The 25981-nt window shown below is 60.8% G+C and carries 24 protein-coding genes and 1 pseudogene; 13 read left to right on the top strand and 12 right to left on the bottom strand.

Annotation, left to right across the window (positions count from 1 at the left end):
• Nucleotides 1–5 precede the first annotated feature (5 nt).
• Nucleotides 6–1421 (bottom strand): acetyl-CoA carboxylase biotin carboxylase subunit, encoded by a 1416-nt coding sequence (locus QK296_RS01820; RefSeq protein WP_003195732.1) that lies wholly within the window; start codon nucleotides 1419–1421, stop codon nucleotides 6–8.
• A gap of 194 nt (nucleotides 1422–1615) precedes the next feature.
• On the opposite strand from QK296_RS01820, the gene QK296_RS01825 reads away from it, so the two are divergent.
• Complete coding sequence (locus QK296_RS01825; protein WP_003195734.1) at nucleotides 1616–2590, top strand: LysR family transcriptional regulator; 975 nt, start codon at nucleotides 1616–1618, stop codon at nucleotides 2588–2590.
• On the opposite strand, the gene QK296_RS01830 is transcribed toward QK296_RS01825, so the two are convergent.
• The 3 genes from QK296_RS01830 to QK296_RS01840 form a co-directional block, all read right to left on the bottom strand.
• Nucleotides 2520–2717 carry a hypothetical protein gene (locus QK296_RS01830; RefSeq protein WP_020302818.1) on the bottom strand — a complete coding sequence of 66 codons (198 nt, stop codon included), beginning with the start codon at nucleotides 2715–2717 and terminating at the stop codon, nucleotides 2520–2522. The two genes, QK296_RS01825 and QK296_RS01830, sit on opposite strands and share 71 nt — an antisense overlap.
• A gap of 206 nt (nucleotides 2718–2923) precedes the next feature.
• Nucleotides 2924–3790 carry a transcriptional regulator HexR gene (hexR, locus tag QK296_RS01835; RefSeq protein ID WP_003177007.1) on the bottom strand — a complete coding sequence of 289 codons (867 nt, stop codon included), beginning with the start codon at nucleotides 3788–3790 and terminating at the stop codon, nucleotides 2924–2926.
• 162 nt (nucleotides 3791–3952) lie between these two features.
• Nucleotides 3953–6826, bottom strand: coding sequence for an EAL domain-containing protein (locus QK296_RS01840; RefSeq protein ID WP_003195736.1), 2874 nt, complete (start codon nucleotides 6824–6826; stop codon nucleotides 3953–3955).
• A 279-nt stretch (nucleotides 6827–7105) separates the two neighbouring features.
• Between QK296_RS01840 and uvrD the strand changes: the two genes are divergently transcribed.
• The 3 genes from uvrD to QK296_RS01860 all read left to right on the top strand — a co-directional run bounded on the left by uvrD (nucleotide 7106) and on the right by QK296_RS01860 (nucleotide 10983).
• The gene (uvrD, locus tag QK296_RS01845; RefSeq protein WP_192002103.1) at nucleotides 7106–9289 is read left to right on the top strand and encodes a DNA helicase II; all 2184 of its coding nucleotides are present in this window, start codon (nucleotides 7106–7108) and stop codon (nucleotides 9287–9289) included.
• 284 nt (nucleotides 9290–9573) lie between these two features.
• Nucleotides 9574–10440: a Tim44 domain-containing protein gene (locus QK296_RS01855; RefSeq protein WP_003195740.1), complete on the top strand. Its 867-nt coding sequence runs from the start codon at nucleotides 9574–9576 to the stop codon at nucleotides 10438–10440.
• Between the two features lie 135 nt (nucleotides 10441–10575).
• A complete protein-coding gene (locus tag QK296_RS01860) occupies nucleotides 10576–10983 on the top strand; it encodes an SMI1/KNR4 family protein (protein WP_003195742.1) in 408 nt (135 codons plus the stop codon).
• Between the two features lie 101 nt (nucleotides 10984–11084).
• Here the strand turns inward: QK296_RS01860 and QK296_RS01865 are convergent, their stop codons facing one another.
• A complete protein-coding gene (locus QK296_RS01865; protein WP_003195744.1) occupies nucleotides 11085–12842 on the bottom strand; it encodes a cation:proton antiporter in 1758 nt (585 codons plus the stop codon).
• A 284-nt stretch (nucleotides 12843–13126) separates the two neighbouring features.
• Between QK296_RS01865 and QK296_RS01870 the strand changes: the two genes are divergently transcribed.
• On the top strand, nucleotides 13127–13612 hold the full coding sequence (locus tag QK296_RS01870) for an acyl-CoA thioesterase (RefSeq protein WP_003195747.1): 486 nt from the start codon (nucleotides 13127–13129) through the stop codon (nucleotides 13610–13612).
• Between the two features lie 133 nt (nucleotides 13613–13745).
• Here the strand turns inward: QK296_RS01870 and pdxY are convergent, their stop codons facing one another.
• The gene (gene pdxY / locus QK296_RS01875; protein ID WP_003195749.1) at nucleotides 13746–14618 is read right to left on the bottom strand and encodes a pyridoxal kinase PdxY; all 873 of its coding nucleotides are present in this window, start codon (nucleotides 14616–14618) and stop codon (nucleotides 13746–13748) included.
• A 117-nt stretch (nucleotides 14619–14735) separates the two neighbouring features.
• Between pdxY and QK296_RS01880 the strand changes: the two genes are divergently transcribed.
• Nucleotides 14736–15131: a DUF3301 domain-containing protein gene (locus QK296_RS01880; protein ID WP_003195752.1), complete on the top strand. Its 396-nt coding sequence runs from the start codon at nucleotides 14736–14738 to the stop codon at nucleotides 15129–15131.
• On the opposite strand, the gene QK296_RS01885 is transcribed toward QK296_RS01880, so the two are convergent.
• From QK296_RS01885 to dksA, 4 genes are read right to left on the bottom strand one after another with little or no spacing between them, the layout of a single operon-like run.
• On the bottom strand, nucleotides 15125–16087 hold the full coding sequence (locus tag QK296_RS01885) for a CobW family GTP-binding protein (RefSeq protein ID WP_094773986.1): 963 nt from the start codon (nucleotides 16085–16087) through the stop codon (nucleotides 15125–15127). The two genes, QK296_RS01880 and QK296_RS01885, sit on opposite strands and share 7 nt — an antisense overlap.
• A 44-nt stretch (nucleotides 16088–16131) precedes the next feature.
• Nucleotides 16132–16776, bottom strand: coding sequence for a DUF1826 domain-containing protein (locus tag QK296_RS01890; protein ID WP_137204665.1), 645 nt, complete (start codon nucleotides 16774–16776; stop codon nucleotides 16132–16134).
• The gene (gene zigA, locus QK296_RS01895) at nucleotides 16776–17981 is read right to left on the bottom strand and encodes a zinc metallochaperone GTPase ZigA (protein WP_003195759.1); all 1206 of its coding nucleotides are present in this window, start codon (nucleotides 17979–17981) and stop codon (nucleotides 16776–16778) included. The genes QK296_RS01890 and zigA overlap by 1 nt, the downstream gene beginning before the upstream one ends.
• Before the next feature lie 27 nt (nucleotides 17982–18008).
• Nucleotides 18009–18413 carry an RNA polymerase-binding protein DksA gene (gene dksA, locus QK296_RS01900; protein WP_003195761.1) on the bottom strand — a complete coding sequence of 135 codons (405 nt, stop codon included), beginning with the start codon at nucleotides 18411–18413 and terminating at the stop codon, nucleotides 18009–18011.
• A gap of 126 nt (nucleotides 18414–18539) precedes the next feature.
• Between dksA and QK296_RS01905 the strand changes: the two genes are divergently transcribed.
• Nucleotides 18540–18908, top strand: a complete 369-nt coding sequence (locus tag QK296_RS01905; RefSeq protein ID WP_282390540.1) for a glutamine synthetase — start codon at nucleotides 18540–18542, stop codon at nucleotides 18906–18908.
• Here QK296_RS01905 and QK296_RS01910 read toward each other — a convergent pair.
• Nucleotides 18905–20117, bottom strand: a pseudogene (locus QK296_RS01910) (N-acetylmuramoyl-L-alanine amidase). The gene QK296_RS01905 and the pseudogene QK296_RS01910 overlap by 4 nt on opposite strands.
• A 128-nt stretch (nucleotides 20118–20245) precedes the next feature.
• Here QK296_RS01910 and folE2 point away from each other — a divergent pair.
• From folE2 to QK296_RS01940, 6 genes are read left to right on the top strand one after another with little or no spacing between them, the layout of a single operon-like run.
• A complete protein-coding gene (folE2, locus tag QK296_RS01915; protein ID WP_057710621.1) occupies nucleotides 20246–21136 on the top strand; it encodes a GTP cyclohydrolase FolE2 in 891 nt (296 codons plus the stop codon).
• A complete protein-coding gene (locus QK296_RS01920; RefSeq protein ID WP_003195770.1) occupies nucleotides 21133–21801 on the top strand; it encodes an ATP-binding cassette domain-containing protein in 669 nt (222 codons plus the stop codon). Before folE2 ends, QK296_RS01920 begins: the two co-directional genes overlap by 4 nt.
• Nucleotides 21802–22668, top strand: a complete 867-nt coding sequence (locus tag QK296_RS01925; RefSeq protein ID WP_003195772.1) for a metal ABC transporter permease — start codon at nucleotides 21802–21804, stop codon at nucleotides 22666–22668.
• 11 nt (nucleotides 22669–22679) lie between these two features.
• Nucleotides 22680–23558, top strand: coding sequence for a metal ABC transporter substrate-binding protein (locus QK296_RS01930; RefSeq protein WP_003195774.1), 879 nt, complete (start codon nucleotides 22680–22682; stop codon nucleotides 23556–23558).
• Nucleotides 23555–24115 (top strand): DapH/DapD/GlmU-related protein, encoded by a 561-nt coding sequence (locus QK296_RS01935; protein ID WP_003195776.1) that lies wholly within the window; start codon nucleotides 23555–23557, stop codon nucleotides 24113–24115. Before QK296_RS01930 ends, QK296_RS01935 begins: the two co-directional genes overlap by 4 nt.
• 3 nt (nucleotides 24116–24118) lie before the next feature.
• Nucleotides 24119–25456 (top strand): dihydroorotase, encoded by a 1338-nt coding sequence (locus tag QK296_RS01940; RefSeq protein ID WP_282390541.1) that lies wholly within the window; start codon nucleotides 24119–24121, stop codon nucleotides 25454–25456.
• On the opposite strand, the gene QK296_RS01945 is transcribed toward QK296_RS01940, so the two are convergent.
• Nucleotides 25453–25974 carry a DUF3617 domain-containing protein gene (locus tag QK296_RS01945; RefSeq protein WP_003195781.1) on the bottom strand — a complete coding sequence of 174 codons (522 nt, stop codon included), beginning with the start codon at nucleotides 25972–25974 and terminating at the stop codon, nucleotides 25453–25455. The genes QK296_RS01940 and QK296_RS01945 overlap by 4 nt on opposite strands.
• Between the last annotated feature and the right edge of the window lie 7 nt (nucleotides 25975–25981).

The following is a 25981-nucleotide window of genomic DNA, read 5'->3' on the forward strand; positions in this document are numbered from 1 at the left end:
ATTCCTCACAGGCCTGCGTGGGCGGCGATGGCGGCGGCGATGGCCAGGGCCAGCTCTTCGGGTTTGCGCTTGATCGAGTAGTTGGTCAGCTCAGGGTGGCTTTCCACAAAGCTTGTATTGAACTGGCCGCTACGGAATTCCGGGTTGCGCAGGATTTCCTGGTAGTAGGCGGCGGTGGTCTTCACGCCTTGCAGGCGCATGTCGTCCAGGGCACGCAGGCCGCGGTCCATGGCTTCTTCCCAGGTCAACGCCCACACCACCAGTTTCAGGCACATGGAGTCGTAGAACGGTGGGATGGTGTAGCCGGTGTAGATCGCCGTGTCGGTACGCACGCCAGGGCCGCCGGGGGCGTAGTAACGGGTGATCTTGCCGAAGCTTGGGAGGAAGTTGTTCTTCGGGTCTTCGGCGTTGATGCGAAACTGCAACGCGAAACCCCGGTGCTGGATGTCTTCCTGCTTGACCGACAATGGCAGGCCGGAGGCGATGCGGATTTGCTCGCGAACGATATCGATGCCGGTGATTTCTTCGGTGATGGTGTGTTCCACCTGCACCCGCGTGTTCATCTCCATGAAGTACACCTCGCCCTCGGCGAGCAGGAACTCCACGGTGCCGGCGTTCTCGTAGCCCACGGCCTTGGCGGCGCGCACCGACAGGTCGCCGATGTAGGCGCGCTGTTCCGGGGTCAGTTGCGGGCTGGGGGCGATTTCGATCAGCTTCTGGTTGCGACGCTGGATCGAACAATCACGTTCAAACAGGTGCACCACGTTGCCAAAGCTGTCACCGAGGATCTGCGCCTCGATATGCTTGGGATTGACGATGCATTTTTCCAGGAACACTTCCGCCGAACCGAAGGCCTTGGTGGCTTCGGAAATCACGCGGGGAAAGGCTTGTTCGAGTTCTTCGCGACTGTTGCAACGACGAATGCCACGGCCGCCACCACCGGAGGTGGCCTTGAGCATCACCGGGTAACCGATACGGTCGCCTTCGGTGAGGGCTTCATGGATGTCGGCAACGTTGCCTTCGGTGCCCGGCGTAACCGGCACTCCGGCCTTGATCATGCTGCGGCGCGCTTCGGTCTTGTCGCCCATGCGGCGAATCACTTCTGCCGAGGGGCCGATAAACTTGATGCCGCGTTCGGCACAGATGTCTGCCAACTCGGCGTTTTCCGACAGGAAGCCGTAGCCGGGGTGCAGCGCATCGCAACCGGTTTCCACCGCCAGGTTCACCAGCTTGCGCGGGTTCAAGTAACCGGCCAGTGGCTCGGCACCGATGCTGTGGGCTTCGTCGGCACGCTTGACGTGCAACGCGTGGCGGTCGGCGTCCGAATAAACCGCGACCGAGCGAATGCCCATCTCGGCGCAGGCACGCACGATTCGTACGGCAATTTCACCACGGTTGGCGATCAGGATCTTTTTTATCACTTGGAAATTCCCTTGAGCCGATTTGCGTGCTTCGACCCGTTGCAGCCGGGCCGGCGCGTGACCAAATGTTTCATGACAGTCGCGAGACACACACTATGCGCATAGGAGAATTAACAAAAATCAATAATTATTGGGTTGTGTATAAGTAAAGACTTATAGTTGGCCGGACGACTTGGGAGCTAAGGGCTTATAAAATGCGTAAGTCATTGATGCGTATGACATTGCGTCAATTGCAGATCTTCAATGAAGTGTGTGATTTGCGTTCCTACAGCCGTGCCGCCGAGGAAATGTCCCTCACCCAACCGGCGGTCAGCCTGCAAATTCGCCAGTTGGAAGAGCTGATCGGCCAGCCGCTGTTCGACTATGTTGGCAAAAAGCTCTACATGACCGAGGCTGCCGAAGCCCTGCAACGGGCCAGCCGCGATATTTTCGGGCGCCTGGAAAACCTCGATATGCAGCTATCGGACATGCAGGGTTCACTGCAAGGCCAACTGAAACTGGCGGTGGAGTCCAGCGCCAAGTATTTCGTGCCGCACCTGTTCGCCGCCTTCAAGCGTCAGCATCCGGAAGTGCAATTGCAGCTCACGGTAGTCAACCGTGCCCAGGTGATCCGCAGGCTCTCGGACAACCGCGACGACCTGGTGATCATGTCCATGGTGCCCCAGGACATGGGCCTGGAGTTCCTGCCGTTTCTCAACAACCCGATTGTGGCCGTGGCATTGCCGGATCATCCGTTGAGCCTGCAAGGGCCGCTGCGCCTGCAGGACCTGGAGCCTTATACCCTGCTCATCCGTGAACCGGGCTCTGGCACACGGCTGGCCTGCGAAGAGTACTTCAAGGAAAAACGCGTGCACTTCACCCAGACGGTAGAAGTGGCCTCGGCGGAGGCGCAGCGTGAGTGCGTGGTCGCAGGGTTGGGCGTGGCCCTGCTGACGCGCCACGCCTTGAACCTGGAGCTGGCCACCGGCGGGCTCAAGGAGCTGCCGGTGGAAGAACTGCCGCTGTACCGCAGTTGGTGCCTGGTGCAGGCCAAGGCTAAGCGCCTGTCACCGGTGGCCCATGCGTTCCTGGGCTTTATTCGCAGCGAACGGGTGCAGATCAGCGCGTTGGCTGAGCGTTTCGCTGGGCAGCCACGGGTGCCTGCCAATGCAATTCCGGGTAGTCACTGATGCTCTGGAGCAACTGGCGCTCCTCACAACGGTCTTCGATGGCGCGACGGAACGCCATGCGGCGCTGGTCTTCCTGCTGACGACGGGTCTTGACGGTGCTGTTGCTGTCTTCGTAGGGCCGGGTCATTTGGAGTCTCCCAATGCGAGTACGGGGAGTACAGGATGGGCGTGGGGGATGACGGTTTGGCGGCGCGGGGGTTACAGGATGATGAATCTTGCGAAACTGGCGCAAATTCCCTGTGGGAGCTGGCTTGCCTGCGATGGCGGTGTATCAGGCAATGAAGAGGGTAACTGGCAGACCGCTATCGCAGGCAAGCCAGCTCCCACAGGCCCTCAGTCGTCGAGGGCTTTGACGGACTTGGGCGACAACCGCAGGCTGCGCAAGCTGCGCTTCACGCTCTTGAGGTGGTTGACCAGGCTCGGGCCACGGGCCATGGCCACGCCCATCGCCAGCACGTCGATCACCACCAGGTGGGCAATGCGTGAGGTCAGCGGCGTGTAGATTTCGGTGTCTTCATGCACGTCGATCGCCAGGTTCACCGTGGACAGCTCCGCCAATGGCGTCTGGCTCGGGCACAGGGTAATCAACGACGCGCCGCTCTCACGCACTAGGTTGGCGGTGATCAGCAGGTCTTTGGAACGACCGGATTGGGAAATGCAGATGGCCACGTCTGTGGGCTTCAAGGTCACCGCCGACATCGCCTGCATGTGCGGGTCGCTATAGGCCGCGGCGGTCAGCAGCAGGCGGAAGAACTTGTGCTGGGCATCGGCCGCCACCGCGCCGGACGCACCGAAGCCGTAGAACTCGACGCGCTGGGCCTGGGACATTGCGGTCACGGCCTTTTGCAGCTCCACCGGGTCGAGCTTCTCACGCACTTCCATCAGGGTGTGCAAGGTGGTGTCGAAGATTTTCAGGCTGTAGTCGGCGACGGAGTCGTCTTCATGGATTGCAAACTGGCCGAAGCTCGCACCAGCAGCCAGGCTTTGCGCCAGCTTGAGTTTCAGATCCTGAAACCCGGAGCAACCAATGGCGCGGCAAAAGCGCACGATGGTCGGCTCACTTATGCCCACGCTGTGGGCCAGGTCGGCCATGGAACTGTGCATCACGGCCGCAGGGTCAAGCAGCACATGATCGGCAACCTTGAGTTCCGATTTGCGTAACAGGTGGCGCGACTGGGCGATATGTTGCAACAGGTTCAAAGGGCAGGACTCTTGTTATTGGCAGACGCCAGGGATGTAGCAAGCTTGTAGTTATACTACAAGAATTGTCGTTTTGCCCGTCCGATGCATCACTAAATCGCCCCGCTCCCCCCTGATTCAGCGGGCAGGCGCTATGTAGCCATAAAGGCGGCCTACGCTGCGTTAAGAAAAATCTGCATTTTTACGTAACAAATCCGCCAGCCCTTCGGCCCGCATGGGCGGGCTGATCAGGTAACCCTGCACCTCGTCACACTGCTCGCCGCGCAGGAAATCCAGCTGCTGCTGATCCTCCACACCTTCGGCCACTACCTTGAGCGCCAACCCGTGGGCCATGGCGATGATCGCGCGGGTGATCGCCGCATCTTCGCGTCCCTGGCCAAGCCCGCGGATAAAGGCCTGGTCGATCTTTACGTAGTCCACCGGGATGCGCTTGAGGTAGCTGAGGGATGAGTAACCGGTGCCAAAGTCGTCGATGGCCAGCTTCACCCCCAGGTCGCGCAATTGCTGGAAGGTGGCGATGATGTGTTCAACGCTGTCGAGCAACTGGCTTTCGGTCAGTTCCAGCTCCAGGTATTGCGGGTCCAGTGCGGTTTCTTCCAGCACTTGGCGTACCAGGCTGACCAGCTTGCCCTGACGCAGCTGATGCACCGACAAGTTGACCGACACGCGAATCGGCGCCAGCCCCTGGCGCTGCCATTCGCAGGCCTGCCAGCAGGCCTGGCGCAGCACAAATTCGCCCAACGGCACGATCAAGCCGGTTTCTTCCGCCAAACCGATAAAGTCACCCGGCGGCACCATGCCCCACTGCGGATGCTCCCAGCGGACCAACGCCTCGGCAGCGTTCAGTTTGCCAGTGGCCAGGCACAGCTTGGGTTGGTAGAACACCGTGAGCTGACGCTCGTCGATGGCTTTGCGCAGGTGGTTTTCCAGCTGCAAACGCTCCAGGGTGCTGGCTTGCAGGCTGTCGGTGAAGAACTGGAAATTATTCCCGCCCAAGTGCTTGGCATGCTGCATCGCCATATTCGCTTGGCTGACCAGCGCAGAAATTTCCCGCGCGTTATCCGGCAATAGGCTGACGCCCATCGAGGCGCTGACCACCAGTTCATGCCCCTCCACATTCACCGGCACGCGCAATTTCGCCAGCAGCCGGGTCGCCACCCGCGCCAGGCTCGATAAGTTGCCATAGGCGTCGAACAGCACGGCGAATTCATCCCCGGACAGGCGCGCGATGGTGTCAGCCTCCGGCAGCGCGTTGATCAAGCGCCGTGCCATTTTTTGCAGCAGTTGGTCAGCCACTTCATGGCCCAGGCTGTCATTGAGCAATTTGAAGCGGTCGAGGTTGATATGCAGCAGCGCCAGGCTGCGCCCGCCTTGGCGCACGCGCTGGTGAGCTTCGCGCAGCCGTTCGCGAAACAGCGAACGGTTGGCCAGGCCGGTCAACTCGTCGTAGTGAGTGAGGTAGCGCATACGCTCTTCAGACTCGCGCCGCGCCGACAGATCGGCGAAGAACCCTACAATATGGCTGACATTTCCCCGTACATCGCGCACCACGTTCAGCTGTAGCCATTGCGGGTAGAGTTCGCCATTCTTGCGCGTTTCCACCAATTCGCCCTGCCACGTGCCGTGGCTGAGCAATGCCTGGCGGATCAGCGGGAAGTGGCGCCGGGCATCGCGACTGCAGGGCAGTTCCACGACGTTGCGGCCAAGCATGTCGTCGATGTCAAAGCCGGTGACGCGGCTGAACGCCTGGTTCACGGCGATCAACGCATAGTTCGGGTCGAGGATCACAATGCCTTCGCTGGCCGCCTCGAACACCGTCGAAGCCAGGCGCTGCTGCTCTTCCACCGCCTTGGCGGCACTGATGTCACGGCGCGTGCCGAGCATACGGATGACTCGGCCACTGGGCGTGCGCTCCACGGCGCGCCCGCGGTCTTGGATCCACACCCAATGCCCATCGCCATGACGTATCCGGTATTCCACCTGATAGTCCTCGCTGCGGCCTTTGAGATGCTCCACCAACGCGTGCTTGAGCAAGGGCAGATCGTCGGGGTGCAGGCGCGGTTTGAGGTGGCTGAGCATCGCCGTGACGTATTCGGGCTCCAGGCCAAACAACTCCTTGAGCTGGGTGTGGTGGACCTCGTCGGTTTGCAGGTTCCAGTCCCACAGGCCCAGTTCACTGGCTTGCAGGGCCATGGCCAGGCGCGCTTCGCTTTTACTCAAGGCGAGACTGGCAGCATCCAGTTGCTGGCTGCGTTGCGCCACACGGTCTTGCAGGCCGACCTGGGCTTCACGCAAGTCCTGCTCCACCTCGCGGCGCTGCTCGACTTCGCGCACCAGCTCCTGGTTCAACTGCTCACTGCGTTGCTGCGCCTGCTGTAGATGCTCGATCAGGGCCTGGTTCTGGAAACGGCGCAACAGCCCGCGCTGGATCAGGCGGTTGACCTGCCACGCGACCAGGCTCAGGGACGCCAGTAGGATCAGGCCGAGTACGCCCCAGCCTTGTTGCTGCGGGGTGCCATCCCAGAACAGGTAGACGATGGCCGGCACCAGGCACGGCAAGGCAAACGACAGGTAGGCCCACAGGCTCACGGCATAGGCCACGCTGGCCGACAAGGTGGCGGCGCCAATCAGGCCAAACACCCAGGCCTGATGCATGAAGCTGTCCGTGGGCACCAGGGCAATGGCCGCAACGGAGAGGGTCAGGCCACTGACCGCCGAGCCGAGCATGAACATACGCCGCCACACGGGCTGGGCCTGGCGGCTGGGCATGGCCGAGTCAAAGGCCGCCACTTGGATCACGCGCATTGCCACCAGGGCGAGCAGCCAGAGCAGCCAGACGCTGTCCAGCAGGTACTGATCGGGGTTCCACAGCAGCCAGGCGCAGACCAGACCATTGACCAGCATCAACAGCGTCGGCAGCAACGAACCCTGATACAGCAGGCGTGTGCGCTCAACCGCGATTTCGGTTGCATAGTGTTTATGGATGACCTGTGCTGGGGCCGGCGAGAGGCCAAACAGGTCGGTGCTAAGGGTCATAGGCGGTGTTCTTATAATGGTGAGCCCGAAACGTCGACGGAGCATACACAAGCAAGCGCCCGGGCCAAACTGCTACAAGTCATAAAAAACCTGTTGCGATTGGCCGCAAACCTTTGGCCCAGACCGCTTGGGCAAGACACGGCACGGGCTGCGGCCGATGACCAACCGGTCATCACCCACGCCAGAATGTACGCCCCCGGCGCTAGCGTGCAGGCGTTTTGCATCGACCATCCGGCATTGGGATTTGCCCAGGCCCCCCAAGGCCCATAGAATGCGTCGATGCGCGATGATCTCTCTCTTTTGCTGAACTCCCTCAACGATGCCCAACGCCAGGCCGTAGCGGCCCCCGTTGGCCGTCAGTTGGTCCTGGCCGGTGCTGGCTCCGGTAAAACCCGAGTGCTGGTGCACCGTATCGCCTGGTTGATCCAGGTCGAAAACGCGTCCCCGCATTCCATCCTGTCGGTGACCTTCACCAACAAGGCCGCTGCCGAGATGCGTCATCGCATCGAGCAGTTGATGGGCATCAGCCCGGCCGGCATGTGGGTGGGCACCTTCCATGGCCTGGCGCACCGCCTGTTGCGGGCGCATTGGCAGGAAGCGGGGCTGAGCCAGACCTTCCAGATTCTCGACAGCGACGACCAGCAACGCCTGGTCAAGCGCGTGATCCGCGAGCTGGGCCTGGACGAACAACGCTGGCCGGCGCGCCAGGCGCAGTGGTTTATCAACGGCCAGAAAGACGAAGGCCTGCGCCCGCAACATATCCAGGCCAGCGGCGACCTGTTCCTAGCCACCATGCGCAGCATTTATGAAGCCTATGAAGCGGCCTGCGTGCGCGCCGGCGTCATCGACTTCTCCGAACTGCTGCTGCGTGCCCTCGACCTGTGGCGCGACAACCCCGGTTTGCTGGCCCATTACCAGAAACGCTTCCGCCACATTCTGGTGGACGAGTTCCAGGACACCAACGCCGTGCAGTACGCCTGGTTGCGCCTGCTGGCCAAGGGCGGCGACAGCCTGATGGTGGTGGGCGATGACGACCAGTCGATCTACGGCTGGCGTGGCGCGAAAATCGAGAACATTTACCAGTATTCCGAAGACTTCCCGGACGCGGTGACCATCCGCCTGGAGCAGAATTACCGCTCCACCGCCGGCATCCTCAAGGCTGCCAACGCCTTGATCGCCAACAACACCGGGCGCCTGGGCAAAGAGCTGTGGACCGACGGCGGCGAAGGCGAAGCGATCAACCTGTACGCAGCGTTCAATGAGCACGATGAAGCGCGCTACGTGGTCGAAACCATCGAAAGCGCACTGAAAACCGGCCTGGCCCGCAGCGATATCGCGATTCTGTACCGTTCCAACGCCCAATCGCGGGTGCTGGAAGAAGCCTTGCTGCGCGAACGCATCCCGTACCGCATCTACGGCGGCCAGCGCTTCTTTGAACGTGCCGAAATCAAGAACGCCATGGCCTACCTGCGCTTGCTGGAAGGCCGGGGTAACGATGCGGCGCTGGAGCGGGTGATCAATATCCCGGCGCGTGGCATTGGCGAGAAAACCGTCGAAGCGATCCGCGACCATGCGCGCCATGCCGATGTGTCGATGTGGGAAGCCATGCGCTTGCTGATCGCCAATAAAGGCCTGACCGGCCGTGCTGCCGGGGCGTTGGGGGTGTTCGTCGAGCTGATCGAGAACCTGGCGGCCAAGTGCGCAGAAATGCCGCTGCACCTGATGACCCAAACTGTCATCGAGCAGTCCGGGCTGATCGCCTATCACGAAGCGGAAAAGGGTGAGAAAGGCCAGGCTCGGGTAGAAAACCTTGAGGAACTGGTCAGCGCCGCCCGTGCGTTCGAAAACACCGAGGACGACGAAGAGCTGACGCCGCTCGCCGCCTTCCTGGGCCACGCTTCGCTGGAAGCCGGTGATACCCAGGCCGATGAGCATGAAGACAGCATCCAGCTGATGACCTTGCACAGCGCCAAGGGCCTGGAATTCCCTTACGTGTTCCTGGTGGGCATGGAAGAAGGCCTGTTCCCTCACAAGATGAGCCTGGAAGAACCTGGCCGTCTTGAAGAAGAACGCCGCCTGGCCTACGTGGGTATTACCCGGGCGATGCAGAACCTGGTGATGACCTACGCCGAGACCCGACGCCTGTACGGCAGCGAAACCTACAACAAGGTGTCGCGCTTCGTACGTGAGGTGCCAAAGGGGCTGATCCAGGAAGTTCGCCTGTCCAACAGCGTCAGCCGCCCGTTCGGCGGTGGCCAGCAACAGAACTCCAGCAGCCTGTTTGCCGGCTCCGAAATACCGCAAACCCCGTTCAGCCTGGGCCAGCAGGTCAAACATGCGATCTTCGGCGAAGGCGTGATCCTCAACTTCGAAGGCGCCGGCGCCCAGGCCCGGGTGCAGGTGAACTTCGCCGAGGGCAGCAAGTGGCTGATGATGGGTTACGCCAAGCTCGAAGCGGTCTGAACCCCATTCCTGTAGGAGCGAGCTTGCTCGCGAAGAACGCCCAGACAATGCGTGCATCCAGAATGCCCACGTAATCGTTGACGATTTTCGCGAGCAAGCTCGCTCCTACGGGAAGATACGGCCGCGCCCTTGTATTTCACGCGTGCGGGCCAATATCTGTAATTAGTCCTACAGACCCTTCGGATTTGGTCTTACGCAAAAGCCCGAAACATTATGCCGCTAGCCACTGCCACGACACCTGTGCAACATGGCGCGCGTGCAATCCACAAATGGGAATTCCCTATATGAAACGTTTTCTTAGCATCGCCATGGCGTTGTGCATCGGCCTGACGATGAGCCTCGACGCCAACGCCAAACGCTTCGGTGGCGGCAAAAGCTCGGGCGCGGCACCGACTCACCAGACCAGCCAAATGGCTCCATCCGCCGGTGCGGGCGGTGCTGCGGCGACTGCAGGCGCAGCCGGTGCCGCTGGCGCTGCTGCCAAGGCCGGCGGTGCTTCGCGCTGGCTGGGCCCACTGGCCGGCATCGCCGCCGGTGGCCTGCTGGCGTCCATGTTCATGGGCGACGGCTTTCAGGGCATGCAGATCTTCGACATCCTGATCATGGGCGTCATCGCCTTTTTGGTCTTCCGCTTTATCGCCGCCCGTCGCCGCAAGCAGCAGGAGCACCTGGCTCCAGCCGGCGCGCCAATGCAGCGTGAAGCGTTCGAACAGAAGCCTGCCATGGGTTCGATCTTCGGTGGTTCGGCAGCTCCTGCCGCCCGTCCGGTGATCAACGCACCGGCCTGGTTCAACGAAGAGCGTTTCGTCGAAGCGGCCCGCAGCCACTTCCAGTCCCTGCAACAGCACTGGGACGCCAACGAAATGGACAAGATCTCCGAGTTCGTGACCCCGCAGCTGTTGGAGTTCCTCAAGCGCGAACGTGCCGAGATCGGTGACGCCTTCCAGTCGACCTACATCGACGACCTGCGCGTACAGCTCGATGGCGTGGATGATCGCGCCGACAAGACCATCGCCACCCTGACCTTCAGCGGTGTGTCGAAGTCCTCGCGTTTCGACCAGGGCGAAGTGTTCAGCGAAAGCTGGAACATGGAACGCGCCCAGGGCGACGACCAGCCTTGGCTGGTCGCCGGTATCCGCCAGAACGGTTAATACCTGCGCGGTTGAGCAAGCGGTAACAAAAACCCCGGACATGTCCGGGGTTTTCTATTTCACGGTTGCACTTATAGCGAGCTACTGTATAAAACGCCCCTATAAACCGCGCCATCTAGCAAGAGGATCCCGGCCGTGGAAGAAATCATCGAACAACTGCGTGAAGCCAACGAACCGGTCCCGGTTCCTTTGGAGCTGCCTGACGAAGACCAACTGGTGGAAATCGAAGAACAACTGTTCATCGACATCCCCTTTGTCTTCCGCGAATTCCTGCTGACCGTCAGTGACGTGGTCTATGGCAGCCTGGAGCCAGTGACCGTCACCGACCCGCAGTCCCACACCTACCTGCCTGACGTTGCCGCCAACGCCTGGGATGCCGGTGTTGATCGCAGCCTGATCCCTATCTGCCAGGACGGCGATGACTACTACTGCGTCGAAGAAGACGGCACCGTGGTGTTGTGGTCTGCCGAAGAAGAACTCGTCCAGGAAGAAACCTGGGAATCGGTGTGGCACTGGGCGCGGGACGTCTGGCTGGAAAGCTGAGTCCCTTGTAGAAGCCGAGCTTGCTCGCGAGAAACCTGAGGGCGCCGCTTTGTGTCAGGTTTCCCGCGTTATCGTTAACAATCTTCGCGAGCAAGCTCGCTCTACTGTGTATCCTTGTGGTTATCCAGCGTCTCCAGCAACGCAACCTGCATCCGCGTATGCACACGGATAAACCAGCGCCAGAGCACTGCAGCCACGGCCGCCGTGACCACGGCAATCAGCACCAGCAACTTGTTGGTCGGCAGAATACTGGCCGACAAGGCTGCCAATAGCAGGAAGATTACCAGCAGCGACAAGATCGGGATCAGCTCGGCAATCACCCGTCGCACACGCTGGGTATGCCGTCCGGCCATTTCCGGCTTCACGCTCATCTCCGCCAGCAGCATCGACAACGCCTTGAGCTTGCGATACGCCGCAATCAGAAACGGCAACGACACCAGCAGCGCCCCGCCCCAGATCAACGCCTTCTGCCAGCTCTGATCGCTGACCCAGCCCTCCAGATACCCACCGATGCGCTCCGCGAAAAAGCTGCCGGCAAAGAAGATCGCGATCACCAACGCCAGGTTTACCCCGACCTGCAGGATGATCTTGCGGATCATCGCGGCCAACATCGCCCCCTCGCCCTGAGGCGAAATGCTGCGCAGCCATTCGCCATACATGCCGAACACTCGGCTCATACGCTTGGGCATCACCGCCGCGATCTTCAACGACAGTGGGTCCGCGCCACGAATCAGGTAGGGCGTGAGCAGCGTGGTGATCGCCGAAACGGCCACCGCCACGGGGTACAGAAAGTCGCTGGTGACCTGCAGGGTCATCCCCAGCGCCGCGATGATGAAAGAAAACTCGCCAATTTGTGACAGCCCCATACCCACCCGCAGCGAGGTGCGACCATCGTTGCCGGCGATAAACGCGCCCAGCCCGCAAGACAGCATCTTGCCCAGCACCACGGCCACGGTGATCACTGCAATGGGCCAGGCGTATTGCAGCAGGATCTGCGGGTCGATCATCAAGCCAATCGCCACGAAGAAAATTGCGCTGAACATGTCGCGAACGGGCTCGATCAGGCCCTCGATCTTAATCAACTGGCGGGATTCAGCCATGATCGCGCCAATCAGAAAGGCCCCGAGCACCATGCTGTATTCCAACTTCACCACCAGCAGGCAGAAACCGAAACACAGGCCCAACACGGTGATCAGCAGCATCTCGTTGCTTTCGAACTTGGCCACATAGGCCAGCAGGCGCGGCACCAGCAAAATACCAATCACCAGGGCGACGATCATGAACAACGAGAGCTTGCCGACCGTGGAGAACACCTCGCCGGAGCTGACCGTGCCACTGACGGCAATGCTCGACAGCAAGGCAATGATGCCGATACCCAGGATGTCCTCGACAATCAGCACGCCGAAAATCAGCTGGGCGAACCGCTGGTCTTTCATCTTCAGGTCGTTGAGGGCCTTGACGATAATGGTGGTCGAGGAGATCGCCAGGATCGCACCGAGGAACAGCGAGTCCATGGTGCTCCAGTCGAACCAGCGGCCGATCTCGTAGCCGATCCAGATCATCAGCACGATTTCCAGGAACGCCGCGATAAACGCCGTAGCTCCTACCTTGAATAGCTTGCGCAGGCTGAATTCCAAGCCCAGACAGAACATCAGGAAGATAACCCCCAACTCGGCCAGGGTCTTGATCGTGTCTTCGTCGTGGATCAGGCCAAACGGCGGGGTGTGGGGGCCGATAATGAAGCCGGCGACGATGTAGCCCAACACCACCGGCTGCTTGAAGCGGTGAAACAGGATGGTGACCACCCCTGCCACCAGCATGATCACGGCCAAGTCCTGGATAAAGCTGATGGCGTGCATGGCGAGGGGCTCCTTGAGGGTGCCGGCACTTTTCCCACTTCCGGCCGCGCCTTTGAAGGGTCGGAAAAGTCTGCCTTGATCGTAAGAAAAGCCCTGAGAAGGGCTTTTGAAGGGTAACACCGCGACTTCTGCTGGAAAGCCGGTGCAATATATGGAAACAGATCGCTGCGCGCGTGACGGCAAGCCGCCTGACGGCGTCCCGTTAGGGATGGCGCTGCAAAGACTTTGAGTACCCGCAGAGGTGCCTTCCCCCCCAACCAATGCCTACAACCCGTGAGTGTGCTATGGAACCCGGAAACGCCCAGCTGTCGATGACGGTACTGATGACCCCTGACATGGCCAACTTCTCTGGCAATGTGCACGGCGGCACGCTGCTCAAGTACCTCGACGAAGTGGCCTACGCCTGCGCCAGCCGTTATGCCGGTCGTTATGTGGTCACGCTGTCGGTGGACCAGGTGATCTTTCGCGAGCCGATCCATGTCGGTGAACTGGTGACCTTCCTGGCGTCAGTCAACTACACCGGCAATACGTCGATGGAAGTGGGCATCAAGGTGGTGACCGAGAACATCCGTGAGCGCTCGGTGCGCCATACCAACAGCTGCTTCTTCACCATGGTGGCCGTGGACGACCAGCGCAAACCTGCCGCTGTACCACCGTTGCAGCCGCAGAACAGCGAAGACAAGCGCCGCTTTGTGCAGGCCCAGCAGCGTCGGCAGATTCGCCAGGAATTGGAAAAGCGCTACCGGGAAATCAAAGCAGACGCGCCGTAAACTCCAAGCGGTGAATCAACTCAAAAAAGTGTGGGAGCGGGCTTGCCCGCGATAGCAGTGGTTCAGTCGACATCTCTTTGACTGAGACTCCGTCATCGCGGGCAAGCCCGCTCCCACATTGGGATCTGTGTCATTACAGGCTGATCGGTGTGGCTTCGAAGCGCACACGCGGATGGGCAATACGGTCCTGGGCCCGCACCAGTTCCAGTTCATAACTGGCGCAGGCCTGGGTTTCCAGCAGCACTTCATGCACGGCCGCAGCGGTGAACTCAAAAGCGGCCACCAGGCTATCGCCCAACAGTACCCGCGCCAGGAACAGGCCGGACGTCAGGTCGCCCACGCCCACTGGCTGACGCGGAAACGCCAGCAGCGGTCGACGTAAGTGCCAACTGCCATCAGCCGTCACCAACAGCATTTCAAACCCTTCTGGCAGTTTGCCTGGGTAATCCAGGTGCTTGACCAGCACCGCCTTGGGCCCACGCGCCAGCAATGCCTTGGCCATCGCCAGGCAATCGAACAGCGATTGCGGCTTGCGCCCGGCAAAGCTGTCCAACTCCAGTTGGTTGGGGCACAGGAAGTCCGCCATGGCGGCAGCCTCATCCAAAAGGAAATCGCTGACCTCCTGCGGCACGATGCAGCCCTTTTCCGGGTGGCCCATCACCGGGTCGCACAGGTACAGCGCCTTGGGGTTGATCGCCTTGATGCGCGCCACACCGCTGAGGATGGCGCGGCCCTGGTCTGCACTGCCCAGGTATCCGGACAGCACCGCATCACAATTGCCCAGCTCACCAATCGCGGCAATACCCTCTACCAGCGCAGGAATTTGCTGCGGCGCCAACACTTCGCCCGCCCACTGTCCATACTGTGTGTGGTTGGAGAACTGCACCGTGTTGAGCGGCCAGACGTTCACCCCGACCCGTTGCATGGGGAACACGGCGGCGCTGTTTCCGGCGTGGCCGAAGACCACATGAGACTGGATCGCAAGCAGGTGAGGTGTACGTTTCATGCGGGAGATTTCCGTAAAACCGTTGAATTTCTGGCCGAGCAGTATGCGACTAAACGCAGCCTGTACGACAGACCGGCGACACAGTTAAGCTGCGCTCACTTTGTTGGAGTTCATGGAATGCTGACCCTGGGAAACATCTTCGTCTTGATGCTGCTGGCCACCGGCGCCGCCTGGGTTTGGCACAACCACGGCCTGCGTGAACGGGCGTTGGCGCGGGTCAAGCAGCATTGCGCCAAGCTCGATATCGAGCTGCTTGACGGTGCCGTGGCGCTCAAACGCATCGGTTTCGTCAAGGATGCCAATGGCCGTCGACGCCTGGCGCGCATCTATAATTTCGAGTTTACGGTAACCGGCGAAACCCGGCATGCCGGGGTCATCACCCAATTCGGCGCCCACAGCGCGCAGATCGAACTGGCGCCCTACCCGTTCGAAACCAAAGAGCCGCTGCCCAGCGCCGAGATCATCGAATTGAGCCAGTGGCGCCAGGACCACGCCAGCAAGAAACATCAGTAACGGCAGGCTGCCAGGGCGCTCTGCAATGCGGCCACGTCCTGTGGTGCGCTGAAGATCAATTCAACACGTGAATCGCGCCGCCAAGCGCTGGGTTGCCAGTGCAGTGGACTGTTATCCACCGCGTTGGCGGACACCCAGCCGTCAACACTGTGGATAACCAATTTGGCCCGGCGCCAGCCCAAACTCGATAGCCACTGATGCAGACGGCTAACATCGAATCGCTGGCTTGGGTGCCAGCGCCAGCCGATGCTCCAGCCGCCCTCCTGGCTCTGACTCAGACAGATCGGCAGCCCCGGGTCGCTCCAGATCGCCGGCATTTGCCCCACCGCTTCAGGAACGCCGAAATTATCCACAGCTACTTGGGCCTGTGCTTTCAAACCGGGCAACCGGTCGAGTGGCAGTTGCGCCTGGCGTGTCCAATGGAGCGGGCAATCGGGTAATTGCGCTTCAATCGCCTGACGTTGCGCTGCGGTCAGCGTCTCGTCCTTGTTCAGCACCAGCAGGCCGGCACTGGTCAACGCCTCCTGTTGTGCCTGCGGCAACGGCTTGCCGGCCGCCAGAGCCTGGGCATCGAGTACCAGCACGCAAGGCTGCACGGCCAGCACGCCTTGCCATGGTGCCTGCCGCAGTTGCTTGAGCAATTGCGCTGGATGGCCCAAGCCTGAGGGCTCGATAAACAGCCGATCCGGCTTGGCCTTACGCAACAAACGGCCCAGCCCTACCTGGAATGGTGCACCGTTCACACAGCACAAACAGCCGCCCGCCACCTCACCCAAGGCGATACCTTCATCGTCTTGTGTGAGTAGGGCTGCGTCCAGGCCGATCTGGCCGAACTCGTTGATCAGCACCGCCCAGCGCTCGTTGGCCGGGCGCTGGGCAAGCAGGTGCTTGATCAGGCTGGTCTTGCCGGCGCCCAAGGGCCCGGCAATCACATGGGTAGGAATGTTCTGCAGCATAAGAGGCATGGTTCAGGCCGTTTAGAGCGTTTGATCCTACGCGGTTATGCCAGCCAATCCAGCGTCAGGATCAACCGTCGCTCATCGGCCTTGAGCGCCGGCGAGCGGTGGATCAGGCCATGCCCTTCATTGCCGTGCCATTTGGTGCCTTTGAGCAGCGCCACCTCACCGCAATGGATCTGCTCGATGCGCTCCGTGGGCTCGGCATCCACCTGGCTCAATGCGCGCCGGTCCATGACGCCTTCACGCAACCATTGGCTGCCGATACCGGCGTAGGTGGTGATCAGCCGAACCGGTACGTGATCGACGTGAAAACGCGGGCACATGGCCTTGTCCAATAGCCGTAGACGCACGCCGATGCGCTTGGCGCCCAGCAGGCAGGCGAATGCACTGACCAGCCACGACACATCGGCGATAAACCCATCGTAGCCTTCAAGATCGCGACAACTGGACGCCAAACCCTGCAAGTTCGGCACGGAGTCTTCGCTAACCAACTCGACCACCAAGGACTCGGCCAACGGTTCATTGAGCGCCACCAGCAAAGCGCCAAACTCAGCGATATGCAGGGGCAGTTGGCGCTGCCAGATTGCCAGGTTGACGCCGTCATTGAGGATATCGGACAGCGCCAGCGGCGTTTCCCCATGTGTCTGGCGGATGACGGGGCGCAGGGGGATGACCGGGGCCAACATCAGGCGACCTGCTCATACCAAGGGCCAAACGGGTCGGGCAGCTGGCGCCAACCTTCGACACCCAGGGCCATTTCCTCATCGTTGAGCAAGCAGGCGTCCAGCTCGGTACGCATCTGGGCAAAGTCGATGTTTTGCCCGATAAACACCAGTTCCTGGCGGCAGTCACCGGTACTCAATTGCCAGTTGGCCATGATCGCCGCCACGCTTTCTTCGTCCTGCGGCCACTGGCTTTTCGGCACAAAGCGCCACCAACGCCCGGCAAACCCATGACGCATCAAGCCACCCGCCTGGGACCAACTGCCCGCATCCTGATGTTTGCTGGCCAACCAGAAGAAACCTTTGGAGCGCAACAGCTTGCCGTTGACCCAGGGGCGGTCGATAAAGTCGAAAAACCGCTGTGGATGGAAGGGCCGGCGCGCACGGTAAGCGGTGGACGCTATGCCGTATTCCTCGGTTTCCGGCACATGCTCACCGCGCAATTCCTGCAACCAGCCCGGGGCTTGGGCGGCGCGCTCAAAGTCGAAACGGCCGGTGTTGAGGATCTTGTTCAGCGGCACTTCGCCCATGACCATCGGGATGATTTCCGCCTGGGCGTTGAGGCGCTCGAGGATGGCCATCAGTTCTTCGCGTTCGCGGCTGCTGATCAGGTCGATCTTGCTGATCAGGATGACGTCGGCGAATTCGATCTGTTCGATCAACAGGTCGGTGATGGAACGTTCATCTTCTTCACCGAGGGTTTCGCCCCGTGAAGCCAGGCTTTCGGCAGCCTGGTAGTCGAGCAGGAAATTCATACCGTCGACCACAGTGACCATGGTGTCCAGGCGTGCAATGTCGGCCAGGCTTTGCTCGTTTTCATCGCGAAAAGTGAAGGTTTCGGCCACGGGCAAAGGTTCGGAAATACCGGTGGATTCGATCAGCAGGTAATCGAACCGGCCTTCCTTGGCGAGCTTTCCTACCTCTTCAAGCAAGTCTTCGCGCAAGGTGCAGCAGATGCAGCCATTGCTCATCTCCACCAGCTTTTCTTCCGATCGATTGAGCGTGACATCACGCTGCACTTCGCTGCCGTCGATGTTGATTTCGCTCATGTCGTTGACGATCACCGCCACTCGCAGGTTGTCGCGGTTGCGCAGGACATAGTTGAGCAGCGTACTTTTACCGGCGCCGAGAAAGCCGGACAACACGGTCACAGGGAGACGATTGGGCATCAGGTATTCCTCATCAAGGTTGGCCGGTCAAACTGCCCGTTTATGGCGTTCGCGCAGCTCTTCACGTTCTTTGGCTTCGATACACAAGGTGGCGGTGGGGCGCAGCAGCAGGCGTTGCAGGCCGATGGGTTCGCCGGTTTCACGGCACCAGCCGTATTCGCCACGGGCCAGCAACTCCAGGGCGTCGTCGATCTTGTCCAACAGCTTCTTTTCGCGTTCCAGCAGGCGCAATTGCCACTGGCGTTGTTCTTCGGCACTGCCGATATCCGCCAGGTCGCTGTTGGTTTCCTGCTCGCGCAGTGCCTGGAACTCAGCATCGATACGGGCTTGCAAGTCATCGCGCTGAGCCAGCAACAGTTCGCGGAAAAAACGCTGCTGGGCCTCGTTCATGTAGTCGGCCGCTGGTTGGGCCAAAAGATCGTGTTCGGTCATGGGAAGCGGTTCGCGGGTCGGGCTGTGCTTTTATGTTATAGTATAACAATACAAATAAGCCAATCCCTCTTGCTCGCCGTGACGAAGGGCGCAATGCTGGGTCACCTGCCTATGTTGAGAACCTCGATGAAATACCTGCTGTGCGCGCTGCTATTGGCAGTCGCCGGGCCTGCCTGCGCCCAGGCACCCAGCCTGTTGGCCAAGTGCACACGCAGCGCCAACCTGCTGGCGTGTGTGGACCCGTTGGGCAATGCCTATAGCGTGGCGACCGTCGGCAGCACCACTTACCTGCGCGGATTCGAAGTGATCGGCAAACGCTATTGGGCGCAGACCAACAGCCGGTATGGGCAACTGACGATCTTTACCGGGCTGGCATCGGATGGCGAGGCGTGGGTCGGCTACACGCGGCGCGTGGGCTGGACCACCCTTAACCGGTTTTCCAGCTCAGGGGGCGCCAGCGCCAAGTTCACTTGCAGCCGAATGACCGGCTGTTAGACCTGGCTGTTTTTCTGCGCCTGCACCCAGGCCATGTAGCTGTTCATGGGTGGGTTCTTCTGAAAGTAACGTTTGAGGCCTTCGAAAAGACCATCCGCCACCGCCTGTTGATGACGCACCGTCACCAGCCGCTGGGCGTCGCGCGCATTGGAGATGAACCCGGTCTCCACCAGAATCGAGGGTACGTCCGGTGACTTGAGCACGGCGAACCCGGCCTGCTCCACACGTTTCTGATGCAGGCTGGTGATGTTCTGCAGGCTGCCCAATACCGAGCTGCCCAGTTGCAGGCTGGAGGCGATGGTCGCATTCATCGACATGTCGAGAATGACCCCGGCCAGCATCGGGTCCTTGTCCTTCAGATTGAGCAAGGTGGTGGCGCCCAGCAAGTCGGCGCCATTTTCGCGCTGGGCCATGAAACGTGCCGTAGCCGAAGTAGCGCCCCCTTCCGACAACGCATACACCGAGGCGCCCGACGCGGTCAGCCGTGGCGCGGCGTCGGCATGCACTGAGATAAACATATCGGCCTTGTGCTGACGGGCGATGTCCACGCGCTTACGCAGTGGCACGAAGAAGTCGTCGTTGCGCACCAGTTTTACGTCAAAACCCTTTTCGCGCTTCAAGCGTTTAGCCAACAACTGAGCAATCGACAGCACCACATCTTTTTCGCGCTGGCCCTTGGAGCCAATCGCACCTGGGTCTTTGCCGCCATGGCCGGGGTCGACCACCACGATGATGTCGCGCTTGGGATGCGCCTTGTCTACCGGCGTCACCAAGGGTGCCGGCTCTGCGGCGATTTGACGGGGCGCACGGGTCGCGTTGGTCAAATCCAGCACCAGGCGATGGCCTTGGGCCATCCTGGGGCGGCAGCACGAAGCTGTTGAGCTGCATGGGCTCGACCAGGTCCAGCACGATGCGCGTATCGCTCTTGCCGAAATGCCCGGAACGGATCGAGGTAATCCCACTGTTCTTCAACGCCAATTGGGAAAAGTCGCCGCTGAGCCCGGCTCCACTCAAGTCGATGATCAAGCGGTCCGGTGAGGTCAGGGAAAAGGTCTTGTATTGCACCGGGCCGCTGAGGTCGAACACCAGGCGCAGCTTATCGTCCGAGCGCCACAGGCGTGCATTACGAATCTGTGTGGCGTAAGCCCCCAAAGGCAAGGTGAACAGAGGGCTGACCAGCAGCAGGTTAAGGAGCTGACGTCTGTGCATGACATATACCGCAGATAAAGGAGCGTCCCTACTCGATATGACTGAACAAAGGCTGGAGCAGAAAATTCATCGTAGCTCGTATTGTTATACTATAACATGTCGAATTATTTCCAACGATGGACCTGCTTATGAACGCGCTGACTCTGCCGGATATCGCCGCGCAGGCTTCACGCCAAGCCTTGCCACTCGACTGGGTGGGGATGTGCGGCATCGCCTTGCCGATCCTGATTGACGGTCAACACCTGACCGCCACCGCCGACGCGGGTGTAAGCCTGGACGACGGCACGGCCCGTGGCATTCATATGTCACGCCTGTACCTGGCCCTGGAAATGCTTGATCAACAGCCGCTGACATCGGCACTGCTGCGTAATGTACTGCAGCGTTTTCTCGACACACATGAAGGTTTATCTAAGAACGCATACCTGCGCATCCACACCCAGCTGCTGCTTAAACGCCCTGCCCTGGTCAGCCCATTAGCCGGCTGGAAGACCTACCCCGTGAGCATCGAAGCGCGCCTGGAAAACCAGATGTTCCACGTGGAACTAAAAATTGACGTTACTTATTCCTCAACCTGCCCTTGCTCCGCCGCCCTCGCCAGGCAGTTGATTCAGCAGCAATTTGTCGATGATTTCGCCAATACGCCGTTGCAGCACGAAGCGGTGCTGGCCTGGCTTGGCAGTGCCAACGGCATCGTCGCCACACCCCATAGCCAACGCAGCAGCGCGCAGTTGCACGTTCAGTTGCAAGGTACTGACCTGCCGATAGTCGACTTGATCAACGCTGCCGAAGCCGCGCTCGGCACCGCCGTACAAACCGCGGTGAAACGCGCAGACGAACAAGCCTTCGCCCTGGCCAACGGGCAGAACCTGATGTTCTGCGAAGACGCCGCTCGCCGCCTACACCTCGCCTTGAAACGCTCGGATGCCATCAACGCCTTCCACCTCAAAGTGATCCACGCCGAAAGCCTGCACGCGCACGATGCCGTGGCTGAAAGCCGCTGGACGAGAGCTTCTGCATGATCACCTGCAACGCGTTGTGCTGGGGTGCCCCCGGGCAACCGCTCACCCCGGCACTGAATTTGACCCTGCAAAAAGGCAGCCTCACCGGCATCATCGGCGCCAACGGCACGGGCAAGAGCAGCCTGCTCAAAGTCATCGCCGGCCTGCAAAAGCCTTTGGCGGGAAAAGTCATCGTGGATGTTCCACGCCGTGGCGGCCTGGCCTTCTTGCCCCAGCAGCAACACTTGGACCGCCAGTTTCCTATCAGCCTGCAAGAACTGGTGGCTGCAGGTTTTTGGGGCACCCAACACACCGCTCAACAACGCAGCCAACGCCTGCAAGCGGTGCTGGAAGACTGGTGTCTGATTGGCCTGGAACACCGCCCCTTGATGGCACTGTCCGGCGGCGAATTGCAGCGCGCCCTGCTGGCACGCATGAGCCTGGCCGAGGCGCCGGTTCTGCTACTCGACGAACCTCATGCAGCCCTCGACGAGGACGGCCAGGCGCTGTGCTGGCAACACATCCATGCCTGGCACAGCGAAGGCCGCACCCTGGTGATCGTCTGCCATGACCTGGCCTCCGTGCGTCACCACACCCAGCACGTACTGCAGATCAAAAACACCGGCTGCCTATTTGGCCCCAGCAAAGAGCTGATCCGCCCGCAACCGCAGATGCAGGTGGCCTGAATGCACTTCACTGCCCACTTGTGGCTGCCGTTTCATGAGTTCGTTTTTATGCGCCGCGCACTCATCGGCGGTTTGGTGCTCGCTTGCAGCACCGCGCCGCTGGGGGTGTTTCTGATCCTGCGGCGCATGAGCCTGATCGGTGATGCGGTAGCCCACGGCATCCTGCCCGGCGCCGCTCTGGGTTTCTGGTTCGCCGGCCTGAGCCTGCCCGCGCTGACCCTCGGCGGCCTGGGTGCGGGACTGAGTATGGCCGGCCTGGCTGCGTGGATCACCCGCCGCACCGGGCTGCGCGAAGACGCCAGCCTCGCGGCCATCTACCCCATTTCTCTGGCCGCCGGCGTGCTGATCCTGGGCCTTGCCGGCAAGCGCCTGGACCTGCTGCACCTGCTGTTCGGCTCTGCCCTGGCCGTGGATCAAACCACCCTGACCGGCATGCTCTGGGTTTCGGGTTTCAGCCTGATCGCCATGGCGCTGATCTACAAACCGCTGCTATTGGACACCCTCGACCCGCTGTTCCTGCAAACGGTCAGCCGCCTCGGCCCCCTCGCCCATGGCGTATTCCTGACCCTGGTGGTGCTGAACCTGGTGATCGGTTTCCAGGCCATCGGCGCGCTGATGGTGGTCGGTTTGATGATGTTGCCGGCCATCGCCTCACGCTTCTGGAGTCGACGCCTGCCGGTGTTGATCGCAGTATCGGCGCTGCTGGGCTGCCTGTCGGTGTGGTTGGGCTTACTGCTGTCGTTCTACTACTCACTGCCCAGTGGGCCGGCAATCGTGCTGGTGGCGGGCGCTGGGTATTTGTTGTCCGTGGTGTTCGGTCCGGTGCACGGTTTGTTGCGCCGCCCGCCTTTGCTCACATCCCAATGAGGTGTTTCCCCATGCGCGCTCTACTCGTGCTGTTCAGTCTGCTGCTACCGCTGTCGATGGCTCACGCGGCAGACAAACTCCAAGTGGTCACCAGCTTCAGTATTCTCGATGACATCACCCACCAGATCGGTGGGGAGCATATCCAGATCAGCAACATGGTCGGCCCGGACGCCGATGCTCATACCTATGAACCCACGCCGGATGACGCCAAGGCACTGCTCAAGGCCAAGGTCATCATCAAGAACGGCCTGGGTTTCGAGCCGTGGCTGGACCGCCTGGTCACCAGCACCGAAACCAAGGCAACGGTGGTCACCGCCAGCAAAGGCGTGATTTCCCACACCATGGACGAGGATGGCGAAACCATTCCCGACCCGCATGCCTGGCACAACCTGGCCAATGCCGAGATCTATGTGAGCAACATCACCAAGGCCCTGGTGGCCGCCGACCCGGCAAACAAGACCGCCTACCTGCGCAACAGCCAGGCCTACCTCAAACAAATCCATAGCCTGCTGGAAGAGGCCAAAGCCAAGTTCGGCGCCCTGCCACCGGGTAACCGCCGCATCGTCACCTCCCATGACGCCTTCGGCTACCTGGGCCAGGCCTATGGCATCCAGTTCCTCGCGCCCCAGGGCTTGTCCACCGAACGTGACCCTTCGGCTGCTGAAGTTGCCGCGCTAATCACCCAGATTCGCAAGGACAAGGTCAAAGCCGTGTTCATGGAAAACATCAAAGACTCACGCCTGCTCAAGCAGATCGCTGACGAAAGCGGCGCACAGATCGGCGGCACGCTGTACTCCGACGCCCTCGCCGCAGAAGGCCCGGCCAGCACCTTTCTCGGGCTGTTCGAATACAACCTCAACACCCTGTGCGCCGCACTGAGCCAGCCATGATCCGCAAAAATCCTTCCGGCGACCTGCCGGTGATTGCCGAATCGGCCTACGTCGACAAGACCGCGATCATCTGCGGCAAAGTCATCATCGGCGAGAACGTGTTCGTTGGCCCTTACGCCGTGATCCGCGCCGACGAAGTTGATGCCAGCGGCGCCATGGACCCGATCACCATCGGCGCCAACTCCAACATCCAGGACGGCGTGGTCATCCACTCCAAGTCCGGCGCAGCGGTGACCATCGGCGAATTCACCTCCATTGCTCACCGCTCCATCGTCCACGGCCCCTGTACGGTGGGCAACCGCGTGTTTATTGGCTTCAACAGCGTGCTGTTCAATTGCGCCGTGGGCGATGGATGCGTGGTGCGCCACAACTCGGTGGTCGACGGCCGCGACCTGCCCGCCGCGTTCTACGTGCCCTCCACGACGCGTATCGGCCCCAACACGGATCTGTCGCAGTTTCCGCCGGTGAGTGTCAGCGCCTCGGAGTTTTCCGAAGACGTGGCACGCACCAACGTCGACCTGGTACGCGGCTACAAAGCCCTGCAAAACGAGTTCTGAACCATGAGCCGCCTGCTGATCCGCAACGCCCGCCTGGTCAACGAAGGCCAGGTATTCGACGCCGACGTACTGATCGCCAATGGCCGTATCGAGAAGATTGCCACCAGCATTCAAGGCGATAACGAACCAGTGGAAATCGATGCCAACGGCCAGTGGCTGCTGCCAGGGATGATCGACGACCAAGTGCATTTTCGCGAACCCGGCGCTCCGGAAAAAGGCAGCTTCTACAGCGAGTCCCGCGCGGCGGTGGCCGGTGGCATAACCAGCTTCATGGACATGCCCAACACTCACCCGGCCACTTTGAGCCTGGAAGCCCTGGCCGATAAAAAGCGCCGTGCGGCACTGCACTCAGTGGCCAACTACGGCTTTCACTTTGGCGTGAGCAACGACAACCTCGACACCGTCGCCGCCCTCGACCCCCGTGAAGTGGCTGGGGTCAAAGTGTTCATGGGCGCCTCTACCGGCAATATGCTGGTGGACGACCCGCGCATTCTGAAGCGTCTGTTTGCCGAGGTGCCAACCATCCTGCTCGCTCACTGCGAACACACACCCAGCATCCTCGCCAACGAGCAACGCCTGCGCGAGCGCTTCGGCGAGCATATTCCCGCCGTGGCTCATCCGCTGATCCGCGATGCCGAGGCCTGTTATCGCTCGTCATCGTTTGCCGTGGAATTGGCCAAACGCCATGGCACGCGCCTGCATGTGTTGCACCTGACCAGCGCTCGCGAACTGGCGCTATTCGAAGACAAGCCCCTGGCCGACAAGCACATCACCGCCGAGGTCTGCCTGCACCACCTGCTGTTCGATGACCGTGATTACCACCGCCTCGGCCACCAGATCAAATGCAACCCGGCAATCAAGACCCGCGCCGACCGCGACGCGCTGCGCCTGGCGTTATTGAGTGATCGTCTGGATGTGATTGGCACTGATCATGCGCCGCACACCTGGGCGCAAAAACAGTTGGGCTATCGTGACGCACCGTCAGGGCTGCCCCTGGTGCAGCATGCCTTGCCGGCGTTACTGGAATTGGTGGCCGACGGGCATTTGCCCCTCACCACATTGGTCGCCAAGACCAGCCACCGCGTGGCCGACCTGTTTGCCATTGCTGATCGCGGCTACGTGCGTGAAGGCTATTGGGCCGACCTGGTACTGATCAAACCGGAGCCTGCCGGCAAGCCGGTCAGCAGCCAACCGGTTCTCGCCCGCTGCGGTTGGACGCCCTTTGCAGAGCGCAGCTTTCGCCACAGCGTGAGTACAACGTTGGTCAGCGGCCACCTGGCCTGGCACAACGGCCAGGTGGTCAACAGTTGCCAGGGCTTGCCCCTGCAGTTTGGGCGTTAAGCGCGGGGTTTGACCGTACCGCAATCGTTGCCCAGCCACTGGGCATGGCTATCCAGGCTACCTTTTTGCTGGATACCGGTGGCATTGAACGTACCGTTGACGCTGGTGGTAAATTCTTTCTGGCTCTGGAACGTTGCTACCCCAGTACCCTGGGCTTTCGGGCAACTGAAGCGGAATTTCCACTGGTTGCCGCTCTTGTCGGTGACTTCCTGCTTGCAGCCCGATTGAGGGTCAGTCAGTGGGATCGAGTCGGAGGCAACCTGGGCCGGGGTCAGGCACACCTGCACGCCTTTACCGGCCATGTTGATGCCTTGCTTTTCGAGCATGGCGCGCTGTTCAGGGGTCATCTGTTGCTTGAGCTGACCGAGGATCAGCGACAAGTCCGGCAGGTCCTGGTTATCGACTTTCATATTGCTGGTGGTCAATTCCCACAAGCCCGGCGCCAGCATCTGCGCCTGCGCCGCCACAGGCAGCGACAAACCAACAACCATGGCCAAACCAAGCAGACGAGCATTCATCGGGTAA

The organism is Pseudomonas sp. AL10, assembly GCF_029960685.1.
Lineage (GTDB): Bacteria > Pseudomonadota > Gammaproteobacteria > Pseudomonadales > Pseudomonadaceae > Aquipseudomonas > Aquipseudomonas lactis.